Genomic DNA, 13456 nt, shown 5'->3' with positions numbered 1-13456 from the left:
TCTACATTGCAAAGACCGCGCTGGAACCCGCCTTTGCACCATGGCAGCGAGGCAGGGCGCGAAGGCTTAGCTGTGGATCGCGCCGGATCGGGCGCCGCCATGCATGGACAAGCGCTGCCGAAGCCGCTGTCTGGCGCTTGTGCGCCGGCTGAGCCGGGGGCATTCTCCGCCGGTCGCCGCCCAGCGCTCGTGCGTCGCCCACCGCGAGCCGCCACCATCAGTTGCGGAAAGGGTTTCAGACATGACGATGAAGTATCGCCTTGATCGGCGCGCCGCGCTCGGGCTGATCGGTGGTTCGGCCGCTTCGGTGCTGATCCCGGTTCCCGGCGCGCGCGTCAACGCGCAGACGCTCGACAAGGTCAGCTACCAGACCAATTGGCGCGCCCAGGGCGAGCATGGCGGCTTCTACCTCGCCGCCGCCAACGGCATCTACAAGAAGTACGGGCTCGACGTCGACATCCGCCCGGGTGGCCCGCAGCAGAACCCGACCCAACTCCTGCTCGGCGGCCGCGTCGACATGATCATGGGCAATTCGCTGGAAGCGCTGCATTTCGCCAAGGAAGGCATTCCCTTCCTCTGCATCGCCTCGATCTTCCAGAAGGACCCGCAGGTCCTGATCTCTCATCCCGGCCAGGGCAATGATTCGCTCGCGGCCCTGAAGGACAAGCCGATCCTCATCGGCGCGCAGGGTCGGGTCGCTTTCTGGCCCTTCCTCAAGCTGAAATTCGGCTATCGCGACGAGCAGGTGCGGCCGTACACCTTCAACATGGCGCCTTTCCTGGCGGATAAGCGGCTTTCACAGCAGGGTTTCCTCTCCTCCGAGCCCTTCGCCATCCGCAAGGCTGGGGTCGAGCCGGTGGTGCATCTCCTCGCCGATGCCGGCTTCGAGAACTACAACACCACCATCACCATCTCGAAGAAGATGGTCGACGAGAAGAAGGATCTGGTCCAGCGCTTCGTCACCGCCTCGCTCGAGGGCTGGGCCGAGTATCTGAAGGGCGGACCGGGCATCGCCGCGGCCAATGCCCGGATCCTGAAGGACAATCCGGACATCGACCAGGAGAAGCTCGACTACGCCCTCAAGGCGATGACCGAGAACGGCATCGTCCTCTCCGGCGACGCGCTCACTCTGGGCATCGGTGCCATGACCGATGCGCGCTGGGAGCGCTTCTACAACAGCATGACGCAGGCCGGGGTCATTCCGGCCGGAGTGGATTTCCGCAAGGCCTACAGCCTGGAATTCGTCAACAAGGGCGTCGGCAAGGCCTGATCGTCGCGACCGCCCGGTTCCGCCGCCATCGGCCATCGTCGGCGGATGTGCGGGGAACCCTCCTGGGGATGGGTAGCCCGGAATGACCGCAGCGCGCTTTGCGCCGCGGCCCATCCGGGTTATCGCCATTCCAGACAAGCCCTAAGCGATTGGACCATCAGGCTTTGGACACGGCCTATCTGAGCACATCCCCGGCGACATCGGCGAGCGGCACGAGCCCGCTGGTCAGCGTCCGCCGGGTCTCGAAGCAGTTCGCCAACGGCACGCTCGCCGTGCGCGATGTCGATCTCGACCTCGGCGCCGGCGAGTTCATCAGCCTGCTCGGCCCCTCCGGCTGCGGCAAGTCGACCTTGCTGCGCATGATCGCCGGCCTCGCCAGTCCCAGCACGGGCGCGATCGAATGGCGGGGCGCCGGACAAGACGGTGCAGCGGGCGCGCGGCCCGATCTCGGCTTCGTCTTCCAGGACCCGACGCTGATGCCCTGGGCCAATGCTCTGGCCAATGTCATGCTGCCGCTCAAGCTCAAGCATGTTCCCAGGCGCGAGGCGGCCGAGCGTGCCGCCGAGATGCTGGCTCTGGTCGGCCTCAAGGGCTTCGAGAACTCCTATCCGCGCGAGCTCTCCGGCGGCATGAAGATGCGCGTTTCGATCGCCCGTGCGCTGGTGATGCGGCCGAAGATCCTGCTGATGGACGAGCCCTTCGCCGCGCTCGACGAGATCACCCGCCATCGCCTGAACGACGACTTGCTCCAGCTCTGGTGGAAGGAGCGCTTCACGGCGGTGTTCGTCACCCATTCGGTATTCGAGTCGGTCTACCTCTCGCAGCGCATCGTCGTGATGGCGGCGCGTCCCGGCCGGGTCATGGCCGATTTCACGGTCGACGCGCCTTATCCGCGTGACGATCTGTTCCGTACCTCCGCCGACTATGCCAGCCTCTGCAGGCTCGCTTCCGGCCGGCTCAAGGAGGCCATCGGCTCATGAGCGCCCCCGCCACAGCGACAGCCTCCCAGGCCCATGACGGCACCGATGCCGAGGCCCGTCCGATTCTCGATCGGGAGCCGCATCTCTTCGGCCTGCCGGCCAGCGCCTGGCCGCGCTTGCTGGCGCCGCTCTGCATCGGCGCCCTGGCGCTCGGGCTCTGGGAGTTTCTCGTCCGCTGGAACGAGGTGCCGTCCTATGTCCTGCCCGGGCCGCTGCTGATCGGGCAGACGCTGGTCGAGGACTGGGCGACGCTTTCCGGCTCGCTCTGGATCACCTTGCGCATCACCTTCATGGCGCTGGCGGCGGCGGTGTTCTTCGGCGTCACGCTCGCCGTGTTGTTCACCCAGTCGAAATGGCTGGAAATGGCGCTCTTGCCCTATGCGGTGATCCTGCAGGTGACGCCGATCGTCGCGATCGCGCCGCTGATCATCATCTGGGCCGGCGATATCGATCTTTCGCTCTTGATCTGCGCCTGGATCGTCGCCTTCTTCCCGATTCTCTCCAACACCATCCTCGGGCTGAACTCGGCCGACCACAATCTCGTCGACTATTTCAAGCTGCATGGCGCCACGCGCTGGCAGACGCTGCGCTATCTCAAGCTGCCGGCGGCCCTGCCGTATTTCCTCGCCGGGTTGAAGATTTCGGGCGGGCTGGCGCTGATCGGCGCGGTCGTCGCCGAATTCGTCGCCGGTACCGGCGGCAGCGCTTCGGGGCTCGCCTACCGGATCCTGGAATCCGGTTATCAGCTCAAGATCCCGCGGGTCTTCGCGGCGCTGATCATGATCTCGCTGACGGGTGTCGCGATCTTCCTGGCGACGAGCTGGATCTCGCATCTCCTGCTGCGGCGCTGGCACGAGAGCGCACTGAAGCGCGAGAACTGAAAGACGGAAACGGCCGGCTCAGGCGAAGAAGCGCAGCCGTTCCCCGACCGGCAGCGAGCCGATCGCCCGCAGATCCGCCTCGGAATAGCTGATCTCGAGGCGCGCCGAGCTGCTCGGCGGCACGGCGGGAAACGCCTCCGCGGGCGCGCCGATATCGCTGAAGACGATGTCCTCGTCGACCATGGAACGGCCGGCCAACCGGCGCAGGCGCTGCCTGCCGGGCTGCGGCCCGTCCTGTGCCAGCGGTGCGCGCCTTTGCGTGTCGACTTCGACGATGTCGATATCGCCGGGATCGGTGAGCGGTTGGCGCAGTTGCAGCGGGGGGCGTAGCTCCGGGCTTTCCACGATCACGGCGGCTGGCGTGGCCTCGAGCGGAACGGCCGTGCCCTCGACCAGGGCGCGCAGGCTGGAATCGAGCATGGCGACGGTGGCGGTCATCTTCTCGATCTGGTCCGCCGCCGCTTCGACGGTCGCCGTGGCGCCGTGGATCTCGGCGGCGCGACGGTCGAGCTTGTCGCAGATATCGGGGGCTGCGCCGCTCTCGCGCAGCGTCCAGGCCGCTTCCTGAATGGCTTCGGCGGCGCCGATGATACCGGAGGCGGCCTCCTGGATACGGCCGGACAGCCGCGACGGCGCCGCGCTGCCGACGCGTTCGAGATCCTCGCGCAGTTCCGCGATCGCGCGCGCCGCATCCGGAAAGCCGAGATTGGCTTCGAGCACGGCAGCGGGGGCAACTAGGAGCCGTTCGAGCCGGCCAATGGCCGAGAGCACCATTTCGGTGTCGGACTGGCGGTTGCGCTTGGCGTATTCCGCGAGGAACCAGCGGCCACGCCCGGTTTCCATGACCGCGGCCGAGATGGCTTCATAGTCCACCTCGCTCAGAGGCGTCAGCGAACGCGCATCGCTCATGGCAAGGCTGCTCTCCACGGGCTGGTCAAATCGAGTCGAGCCGATCGAAGATGCCCATCCGGCAATCTGCTGATGATTCTTTAAGAAATCGCTGCCACGGCCATGTCCTCCTCGCCTTATTCCGGGTTTGGTTCCGGGCGCTGGCTCGCTGCGCGCCTCTCCCTGATGCATGGGCTGAACTTCGTCGGCATCGGCTTCTATCTGCCGTTCTTCCCGATCTGGCTCGGCGCGAAGGGGCTGAGCGATGTCGAGATCGGCTATGTTCTCGCCGTCCCCATCCTGGTGCGCGTCCTGGCGGCGTCATGGATCACCGGCCTTGCCGACCGGCGCATCGCCCCGGTTCTGCTGCTGGCGCTGCTGAACGCCTGTGCCGCGGCGGCCTATTACACGCTGTCGAGGCTCGAAGGGCTGGTTCCGATCGCGCTCGTCACCACGCTCGCCGCGGTCGCACTCTCGGGCGTCGTGCCGCTCGCCGATATCCTGACCACGACCCAGGTCCGCGCCGGCCGCCTGCGCGACTATGGCCGGGTTCGCCTCTGGGGCTCGATCACCTTCGTGGTCGGCAATCTCGCCGGAGGCTACCTCGTGGCACGCCACGGTGCCTGGCCGATACCGCTCGTTCTCGCGGGCTGCAGCCTGATGGCGGCACTGGCGGCCTTGCAGGCTCCGCCGCCCCCGGCGGCGGCCGAGGCGAGCGGGCGGGATATGCCCATCCGCGGCTTCTCGACGAGCTTCTGGCTGGCCATCATGGCCGCGGCCTGCGTCAACGCCACCCATGCCGCGCTCTATGCCTTCGGCTCGCTGCACTGGCGCAGTCTCGGCTTCAGCGACGAGCGCATCGGCTTTCTCTGGGCCATCGCGGTGGTCGCCGAGATCGGCGTCTTCCTCTTCGCCGGTGGCATTGCCGCCCGTGGCGTCGGCGGACTGCGCTGGACCGTCATCGCCGCCATGGCAGCAGCGCTCCGCTTTGGTCTGATGGCCCTAGACCCCGGTTTCGCCTTCACCATCGGGCTCCAGCTCCTGCACGGCATCAGCTTCGCCTGCGCGCATCTGGGCGCGCTCGCCGCGGTCTCGGCCCTGGCTCCGGAGGCGCGCCGGGCGGCGGCGCAAGGGCGTCTCGTGGCTGTCGGCGCGCTGGCGATGGGAACCCTGACCGTGCTCGCCGGCTATCTCTACCGGCTTCTCGGCCCTGGCGTCTTCCTGGCCATGGTTCCGGTCGCGCTGGTCGGGGCCGGGCTCGCGACGCTTGCCATTGCGGGGTTGCGCGGCGATACAGGCCGGGGGGCGACAGATTCGATCGCAAGAGGCCGGTAAACCCTCATGACCGCCGTCGACGACGTTGAACCGCAAGCGGTCTATCGCGATGAGGGCGGAGTCCTGGCTGTCGCGCTCACCGGCAATTGGAGCGCCGATCGCGCCCCGCGTCTGGAAGCGCTCGCTGCCGAGATCGGTGAGCGCGTCGCAGCGGTCCGACAGGCGCAGCTCGATCTCTCGGCTATTTCCCGTCTCGATACGCTCGGCGCCTACCTCCTCGCCCGCCTCAAGGACATCGGCGAGACCAGTGGCGCGAAGGTCGAGCTCGCCAGCCGCCGCCCCGAGCACGGCGTGTTGCTCGGCGAGGTCGCTCTGCGCTCCTCCGACTACAAGGCGCCGGGTAAGCCGATCGGGCTCGTCACCGTCCTCGTCAATGTCGGCAAGGCCATCACCAATTTCGGCCGTGACCTGGTCGGAGGCGCCGTTTTTCTCGGCGAGGTGATGATCGCCTGCGGCGGGGCGCTGTTCGGGCCGCGCAAGTTTCGCGGCCCGTCCCTGATCAACCAGATCGAGCTGATCGCCTTCAGCGGCGCGCCGATCATCATCCTGATTTCGTTCCTGGTCGGCTGTATCGTCGCGCAGCAGGGCATCTTCCAGCTGCAGCAGTTCGGCGCCGCCGCTTTCGTGGTCAACCTGACCGGCATCCTGATCCTGCGCGAGCTTGCCGTGCTCCTGACCTCGATCATGGTCGCCGGGCGCTCGGGCTCGGCCTTCACCGCCGAGATCGGCTCGATGAAGATGCGCGAGGAGATCGATGCGCTGCGGGTGATGGGTCTCGAGCCGATCGAGGTCCTGGTCGTGCCGCGCATCCTGGCGCTGATGATCTCGCTGCCGATCCTGACCTTCATCTCCGCGATGGCGGGGCTGGTCGGTGCCGGGCTCGTCGCCTGGCTCTATGGCGGCATCGGCCCCGACACCTTCCTCGCCAGGCTGAAATCGGTGATCACCTGGCAGCATTTCGCTGTCGGCCTCATCAAGGCGCCGTTCATGGCCTTCGTCATCGGCCTGATCGCCTCGATCGAAGGGCTCGCCGTGAAGGGCTCGGCCGAATCGCTCGGGCGCCAGGTCACGGCCTCGGTGGTGAAGGCGATCTTCATGGTCATCGTCGTCGACGGGCTCTTCGCCATGTTCTTCGCCTCGATCAGTTTCTGAAGGGCAGGGCGATGGCGGAGCAGGGGGATCTGGCAATGCCGATGGCCGCGAGGGAGCCTGCCTCTGCCGGCGCCGGCGAGGCGGTTATTCGCGTGCGCAATCTCAAGGTCGCGTTCGGCGAGAAGGTCATCATGGATGGCTTGAACCTCGAGGTGATGCGCGGCGAGATTCTCGGCTTTGTCGGCGGTTCCGGGCAGGGTAAATCGGTGCTGACGCGCACCATTCTCGGTCTCGTCGGCAAGCAGCGCGGGACGATTGAGGTCTTCGGCGAGGATGTCGACCGGCTCGACGCACGTGGCCGCCGGACGCTCGAGCGGCGCTTCGGCGTGATGTTCCAGCATGGCGCGCTGTTCTCGGCACTGAGCGTCAAGCAGAACATCCAGCTGCCGATGCGGGAATATCTCAAGCTTTCGCCGAAGCTGCTCGACGAGCTCGCCATGCTCAAGATCGAGATGGTCGGCCTGCCGCGGGACGCCGCCGACAAGACGCCCTCGGAGCTCTCCGGCGGCATGATCAAGCGGGCCGCACTCGCCCGCGCGCTCGCCCTCGACCCCGAGATCGTCTTCCTCGACGAGCCGACATCCGGGCTCGACCCGATCGGCGCCGCCGATTTCGACGAACTGATCATGACGCTGAAGCAGACTTTGGGACTGACCGTGTTCATGGTAACGCATGATTTGGACAGTCTCTTCGTCGCGTGCGACAGAATAGCCGCCCTGGCGGATAAGCGTGTCATCGCGGTCGGTTCGCTCGCTGACATGCTGGCCTGCGACCATCCCTGGCTGAAAGCCTATTTCGGCGGCGAGCGGGCCCGGGCCCGATTGCCGCAAGACAGTATGAGGACCTGACGGAGCAACATGGAGTCTCGCGCCAACTATGCTCTGGTCGGTCTTTTCACGCTCGCGGTGATCGCGGCGATGTTCGGCTTCGTCTATTGGTTCGGCAGCGGCGGCTCCGGCCGCAAGCAGGATGTCCGGGTGATCTTCACCGGGTCGGTGACCGGGCTGGCGCGCGGCTCGAGCGTGCTCTTCAACGGCCTGCGCGTCGGCGAGGTCAAGCAGATCGGGCTCCAGCCTGACGATCCCAGTCGCATCTACGGGGTGATCGAGGTCGAGAACACGACTCCGCTGCGGATAGACACGCGCGCCCGCATCGAGGCGCAGGGCTTGGCCGGCGTGGTCGCGCTGCAATTGATCGGTGGCCAGCAGGACGCGCCGGTCCTCCAGGCGAAGCAGGGGGAGGCGCTGCCGACGATCTACGCCGACCGCTCGGAGTTCCAGGACATCATCGAATCCGTGCGTAATGTCGCGCAGAAGGCGGACGAGGTGCTGGGCAGCCTCGACGGCCTGATCAAGGAAAACGCCGGTTCGATCACCGCGACCGTCCGCAATGTCGAGAGGTTCTCTGCAGCGCTCGGCAACAATGCGGACGGCATCGACAAGCTGATGGCGAGCTTCGGGCAGATCGCCGAGACGATCTCGCCGCTGACCCAGAAGCTCGGCGTGCTCAGCGAGGAGCTGACCCTGGTCGTCCGCTCGGTCGACGAGCAGAAGATCTCCAACATCATCGGCAATATCGACAAGTTCACCGCGGCGCTCGGCGGCTCCAGCAACGACGTCTCGAAGGTGGTCAGCGACGTCGCCTCGATCACCGAGAAGCTTAATCGCGCCGCCGATCAGGTCGAGGGCGTGCTGAAGGCGGCGCAGTCCTTCCTGAATGCGGAAGACGGGCAGGGCGCCCTCGCCGAGGTCGGCAATGCCGCGAAGTCGATTCGCGTTCTCGCCGACAATCTCGATAAGCGGACGGCGGAGATCACCACCGGGATCAACCGCTTCACGGGTCCCGGCCTGCGCGATCTCGAATCGCTGGCCGCCGACGGCAAGCGGACTTTGGCCGATGTGAATCGAACTTTGCGCAGCTTCGAGCGTAATCCCCAGCAGTTCATCTTCGGCGGCCGCCCGCCGCTTCCCCAATACGGTGGATCGCGCTAGTTCGATGCTGATGCCCAGCCCGCTTTCGTCGTTCTCCGTTCGCGCGCGTGCCGCCTCCGGCGCGATCGCGATCGCCTTGCTGCTGACCGGCTGCGGTGCTGGCCCGACACCGACGACCTTCGACCTCTCGGCCCCGCGCGATTTCGGCCGGGTCGGAGGCTCTCAGGCTGCCCTCGTCGTCGCCGAGCCGACGACAGTGCTGGCGCTCGATTCCGATCGGCTGATCGTCAGGGACTCGGCCGGCGCGCTCTCCTTCCTCGGCAGCGCGCAATGGGCCGACCGCGTGCCGCGCCTGGTTCAGACCCGACTGATCCAGACCTTCGAGAACGGCAGCCGGATAGCTGCGGTCAGCCGGCCGGGCGAGCGGATGGTGCCGGATGTCCAGCTCAACACCGACATCCGCAGCTTCAACATCGATGCCGCGAGCGGCCAGGCCGTGGTCGAGATCACCGCCAAGCTGGTCGGCGACCGCACCGGCAAGATCCAGCGGGCCAAGCTGTTCTCGGCGCGGGTGCCGGCCGGCACGGTCGACGGGGCTGCCGCGGCCCATGCGCTCGACAAGGCGCTGTCGCAGGTGCTGATCGAGATCGTGCGCTGGGCCGGCCGCGGCTGACACCGATGCGTGGGGCGGCGCCTGTCGTCTTGCCCGAGGCCCTGCATGAGACGCTCGCCGCCGCCGCCGGCATTATGGCCGTCGCACGGGAGCCGTGGTGGGTCATCGCCAGCGCAGCCATCGCTTTGCATGGCGGGCGCGTGAGCGACGTCGCCGACGTCGATATCCTGGCCAGCGTCGCGGATGCGAGGCGCGTCGCGCGCCAGCTCGGTCTTGAACTGCGTGCTCCCGCGCCGCATCCCCGGTTCCGCTCCGAGGTCTATCTCTCCTGGGGCGGTGCTCCGCTTCCCGTCGAGGTCATAGCCGGCTTCGCGGTCCGCTCCGGAGATGCCTGGCGTGAGGTCGTTCCCGCGACGCGGCAGGTCGTCCGGGTCGGCGGCATCGCGCTCCCTGTCCCCGAACGCGAGGAGCTGCGCGCGATCGTCGAGAGCTTCGGGCGGGCCAAGGACTTGCGGCGCGCCGACCTCCTGCCGCGAGATTGAGCGCGAAGCGGGCACCGGTTCGCGTGAGGAAAAAGGCGATAAAACAAACAGATAGAGAATTTCCGCGGCCCGGGGTCGCGGAAACGCTCTAGGTGCCGCAGAATGTCGCCAGAACGCGCTCATGGGCGGCCGGCGGCAAGGCATAGCTCTCGCGCCCCGGCTGCTCCTCATAGGGCTTCGCCAGCACGGAAAGCAGTTCCTCGAAGGGGGCGAGGTCGTCCCGTTCCTCGGCTGCCTGGATCACCGCCTCGATACGGTGGTTGCGCGGGATGAAGAGCGGGTTGACGGAGCGCATTGCCGCCAGCCGCGCCTCGGCCGCGAGCGCCTCCTTCTGCAGCCGCTGGCGCCAGCGGCTTTCCCAGCCATCGAATTCGGCGGGGTTCTCGAAAAGGTCGCGGCAGGCCTCGCCATCGGCGGGAGAGGTGCTGTTCTGGCCAAGCCGTCGGAAGGTCAGGGTGAAGTCGGCCTTGCCGCGCTGCATCGTTTCCAGCAGCGTCCTGATCAGCTCGATGTCCTCGGGCTCTTCCGTGGCGAGGCCGAGCTTGCGGCGGAAGCCGGCGACGAGCCCGCTCTGGAACAGGGGCTCGAAGCGGTCGAGCGCCGCCTGTGCGATCGGAATCGCCTGATCGACATCCTCGGCCAGCAGGGGCAGCAGCGCCTCGGCGAAGCGGGTCAGGTTCCAGCGCGCGATCGCCGACTGGTTGCCATAAGCGTAGCGGCCATGCTCGTCGATCGAGCTGAACACCGTGCCGGCATCATAGCTGTCCATGAAGGCGCACGGCCCGTAATCGATGGTCTCGCCGGCGATCGACATGTTGTCGGTGTTCATGACGCCGTGGATGAAGCCGATCAGCAGCCATTGCCCGATGAGGGCGGCCTGCGCCGCGATGACGGCCTCGAGCAGACAGAGATAGGGCGCCTCGCTGCCGGCGCAATCCGGATAGTGCCGGGCAATCACATGCTCCGCGAGCACGCGCAGGCCCTCGACGTCGCCGCGCGCCGCGAAGAACTGGAAGGTGCCGATCCTGATATGGCTGGCGGCGACGCGCGTCAGGATGGCGCCGGGCAGGGGACGCTCCCGTCTGACCCAATCCCCCGTCCGCACTGCCGCGAGCGCCCGCGTCGTCGGAATGCCGAGTGCGGCCATCGCCTCGCCGACGATGTATTCGCGCAGAACCGGCCCGAGCGCGGCCCGGCCGTCTCCCCGGCGCGAGAACGGGGTCGGGCCCGCGCCCTTGAGCTGGATGTCGCGACGGCGGCCCTCGCGGTCGACCACCTCGCCGAGCAGGATGGCACGGCCGTCGCCGAGTTGCGGGTTGAAGCCACCGAACTGGTGTCCGGCATAGGCGGTCGCGATCGGCATCGCCCCCTCGACGAGGCTGTTGCCGGCGAGCGTCGCAACGCCCTGCGGGCTGCTCAGCCAGGCGGGATCGAGGCCGAGCTCCGTCGCCAGCGTCTCGTTGAGCTTGATGAGACGCGGCGCGCTGACTGCCGTCGGCTCGACCGGCGCGAAAAAGCGCGGGGGGAGCCGCGCATAGGAGTTGTCGAAAGCGATCCTGCTCATTGCTCGTAGATAGTCCGGGCCACCGGCTTCGCAAAGGGATGGCCCCCGCGCGCTGCCAGCGCCCGCCGCCGACAAGAAAAAGGCCGCCTTGCGGGCGGCCTCTTCATTCTGTCGTCCCAGGCGCGCGGCTTACTCGAAGCGCCCGCTGGCATGGGCCAGCATGGTGTAGACCTTGCCGGTTTCCGAGGTCAGGTAGGTCTTGGCCACCATCGAGTCGCGGTCATCCTTGGCCGCCTCGCCGAGCAGGCGCTCGAACTCCTCGATATAGCGGTCGACCGTCTCCTTGAACTCCGCGTCGCGGCGGTATTTGCGCCGGATCTCGTCGAAGGTCTGCTGGCCCTGCAGCGTGTAGAGCCGGCGCGTGAAGACGTTGCGCTCGCCGCGCTTGTAGCGGTCCCAGAGCTCGACGGCGGCGTCATGGTCGATCATCCGGGCGATGTCGACCGAGAGCGAATCGAGCTTCTCGATGCTGTGGGCGGTCGGCTTGGGTGTCTCCGGTGCGCGGTCGTCGCGCGAGGCCCGGTTGAGCAGATCGGAAAGCCAGCCGGACTTGGCCGGAGCGGGCTCCGGCTGCCGGCGCACCGCTTCCGTGCGCGCCACTTCCTGGCGGACCGGCTCGGCCGCCGGGCTGCGCGCCGGCTCCGGCCGCGCCGGTTCCGGCGTCGGGTCGATCGAGGCGCGCAGCGGCTCCATCAGGGCCGGCATGCGCGGGCTCGGCACCGTCGCCACGACCTGCGCCGGAGCACTCGCGGCACCGGCCGCGGCACGGCGGCCGGCGGCATCGCTCGACGGGCGCGCGACGTCGCTGCTGCGGCCCGACCGGGTCACGATCTCGGTCAGCTCGTTCAGCGCCTTGATCTGGTCGGCGACGACGCGGCGCATGGCGGCTGTCGATTCCTGCGTCTCGCGCGGCAGATCGAGCACGCCGCGCTTCAGTTCGGAACGCGTCGCTTCCAGCTCCTGCTGGATCTCGGCCGACATGGTGCGCATGTCCTCGGCCGCACTCTGGAAGCGCTCGGTGACCTTGGCGATCTCCGCGCCGACTTCGTTGACGACCTGCTCATAGGAGGCACGCAGCGCTTGGGTGATGCGCTCGCGCTCGCGGCCGCTGGCGGCGCGGATCGTGTCGAACTGCGCGGTGATCGCATTGGTCGTCGTCTCCGCGGATTCGCTGAGGACGCCGCCGATCTGGCGGGTACGCGTCTCTGCTGCGCTGAGCGACTCGTCGAGCGTCGACGAGAAGGAGCGGGTGATCTGCTCGATGTCGTCGGTGCGCGTGGCGATCAGCCCGTGCAGATGCTCGAGCGCCTCCTTGCGGTCGGCCAGCGCATTGCCGACGCGGGCTTCGACCTGCTCGAGCCGGGCCGCGACCGCGTTCAGCGCCGCGGCATTGGTCTGCGTCGCCTCGGTCATCGAGGAGCCCTGCTCGTCGATCCTGGAGATCAGGCCCGCGGTCTCGCGCAGCGTGCCTTCCGAGAAGCCCTTCAGCGCCTCGATCTGGCCCGCGACCTGCATCGAGGCGCGGCCGGTCTCCTCGACCACGCTCGAGAGCACGTTCTGCAGCTCCTCCACGCGGCCGGACAGGCTACCCTCGATCGCGACGAGGTTCTTGTTCGCGCCGGTGACGATCTGCTGCATCAGCTTGTTCGCCTCGCCGAGGCGGCCGAGCATGCCGCCGAGCTCGCCGCGCAGCTGCTCATTGGTCTTGAGCAGGGCCTCGACCGACTGGCTGGTGCCGCTTTCGAGCGTCTCGCGCAGCTGGCTGGAGGCCGTCTCGAGCGCGCCGGCGATGTCGGCACCGCGCTCGCGCAGCCCTTCGATGATCGAGCTGCCGCGGCTGGTGAGGGTCCGCACCACCGCTTCGCCGACATTGGCGACCTCGCTGGCGATCGCTTCGCCCTTCTGGCTGAGCGCCTCGATCATGCCGCCGCCGGTCTGGGCGAACAGCGCGCGCAGTTCCTCGGTCCGGGCACCGAGCGTCGCGGCGAGCTCGCCGGACTTAGTGTCCAGCGTCTGCGCGATCTGGGCACCGCGCTGGTCGAGGGTGCTGATCACGCTGCCGCCGCGCTCGTCGAGCAGCGTCCGCAGCTCTTCGGTGCTGGTACCGAGCGCCGCGGCGAGTGCGTCCGATTTCGACTGCAGGGTGTGGGCGATCATCGCGCCGCGCTGGCCGAGCGCGCTGATCATGCCATTGCCCTTCTCGTCGAACAGGGCGCGAAGCTGCGCGTCGCTGGCGCCGAGCGTCGTGGTGAACTCGTCCGACTTGCTCTGCAGCGTGAGCGCGATCTGCGAGCCGTACT

Annotated in this window: 11 protein-coding genes and 1 pseudogene; 9 read left to right on the top strand and 3 right to left on the bottom strand. The window is 67.7% G+C overall.

Going from position 1 to position 13456, the window contains the following annotated elements; translation table 11 throughout:
* Nucleotides 1–241 precede the first annotated feature (241 nt).
* The 3 genes from ACWGRX_RS21105 to ACWGRX_RS21095 all read left to right on the top strand — a co-directional run bounded on the left by ACWGRX_RS21105 (nucleotide 242) and on the right by ACWGRX_RS21095 (nucleotide 3131).
* Nucleotides 242–1270 (top strand): ABC transporter substrate-binding protein, encoded by a 1029-nt coding sequence (locus tag ACWGRX_RS21105; RefSeq protein ID WP_452119139.1) that lies wholly within the window; start codon nucleotides 242–244, stop codon nucleotides 1268–1270.
* A 164-nt stretch (nucleotides 1271–1434) separates the two neighbouring features.
* Nucleotides 1435–2250, top strand: a complete 816-nt coding sequence (locus tag ACWGRX_RS21100; RefSeq protein WP_452119138.1) for an ABC transporter ATP-binding protein — start codon at nucleotides 1435–1437, stop codon at nucleotides 2248–2250.
* On the top strand, nucleotides 2247–3131 hold the full coding sequence (locus ACWGRX_RS21095) for an ABC transporter permease (protein ID WP_452119137.1): 885 nt from the start codon (nucleotides 2247–2249) through the stop codon (nucleotides 3129–3131). The genes ACWGRX_RS21100 and ACWGRX_RS21095 overlap by 4 nt, the downstream gene beginning before the upstream one ends.
* A gap of 18 nt (nucleotides 3132–3149) precedes the next feature.
* Here ACWGRX_RS21095 and ACWGRX_RS21090 read toward each other — a convergent pair whose 3' ends face one another.
* Nucleotides 3150–4040: a hypothetical protein gene (locus ACWGRX_RS21090; RefSeq protein ID WP_452119136.1), complete on the bottom strand. Its 891-nt coding sequence runs from the start codon at nucleotides 4038–4040 to the stop codon at nucleotides 3150–3152.
* A gap of 102 nt (nucleotides 4041–4142) precedes the next feature.
* Between ACWGRX_RS21090 and ACWGRX_RS21085 the strand changes: the two genes are divergently transcribed.
* The 6 genes from ACWGRX_RS21085 to ACWGRX_RS21060 are packed head-to-tail and all read left to right on the top strand — an operon-like array spanning nucleotide 4143 to nucleotide 9592.
* A complete protein-coding gene (locus tag ACWGRX_RS21085) occupies nucleotides 4143–5354 on the top strand; it encodes an MFS transporter (protein ID WP_452119135.1) in 1212 nt (403 codons plus the stop codon).
* Between the two features lie 6 nt (nucleotides 5355–5360).
* Nucleotides 5361–6506, top strand: a complete 1146-nt coding sequence (locus tag ACWGRX_RS21080) for an MlaE family lipid ABC transporter permease subunit (protein WP_452119134.1) — start codon at nucleotides 5361–5363, stop codon at nucleotides 6504–6506.
* 35 nt (nucleotides 6507–6541) lie between these two features.
* Nucleotides 6542–7354, top strand: coding sequence for an ABC transporter ATP-binding protein (locus tag ACWGRX_RS21075; RefSeq protein ID WP_452119133.1), 813 nt, complete (start codon nucleotides 6542–6544; stop codon nucleotides 7352–7354).
* 9 nt (nucleotides 7355–7363) lie between these two features.
* Nucleotides 7364–8497 carry an MlaD family protein gene (locus ACWGRX_RS21070; protein WP_291634121.1) on the top strand — a complete coding sequence of 378 codons (1134 nt, stop codon included), beginning with the start codon at nucleotides 7364–7366 and terminating at the stop codon, nucleotides 8495–8497.
* Nucleotides 8498–8501: 4 nt separating this feature from the next.
* Complete coding sequence (locus ACWGRX_RS21065; protein ID WP_452119132.1) at nucleotides 8502–9110, top strand: ABC-type transport auxiliary lipoprotein family protein; 609 nt, start codon at nucleotides 8502–8504, stop codon at nucleotides 9108–9110.
* A gap of 29 nt (nucleotides 9111–9139) precedes the next feature.
* Entirely contained in the window at nucleotides 9140–9592 is a 453-nt protein-coding gene (locus ACWGRX_RS21060) for a hypothetical protein (protein WP_452119131.1), read from the top strand.
* 88 nt (nucleotides 9593–9680) lie between these two features.
* On the opposite strand, the gene ACWGRX_RS21055 is transcribed toward ACWGRX_RS21060, so the two are convergent.
* Nucleotides 9681–11156: a protein adenylyltransferase SelO gene (locus ACWGRX_RS21055; protein WP_452119130.1), complete on the bottom strand. Its 1476-nt coding sequence runs from the start codon at nucleotides 11154–11156 to the stop codon at nucleotides 9681–9683.
* A 129-nt stretch (nucleotides 11157–11285) separates the two neighbouring features.
* Nucleotides 11286–13456, bottom strand: a pseudogene (locus ACWGRX_RS21050) (hypothetical protein); the annotation flags it as partial.

It is taken from the genome of Allobosea sp. NPDC055594 (assembly GCF_053618995.1).
The sequence above is the reverse complement of the archived record's forward strand: the minus strand, read 5'-3'. Positions and strand labels throughout refer to the sequence as shown.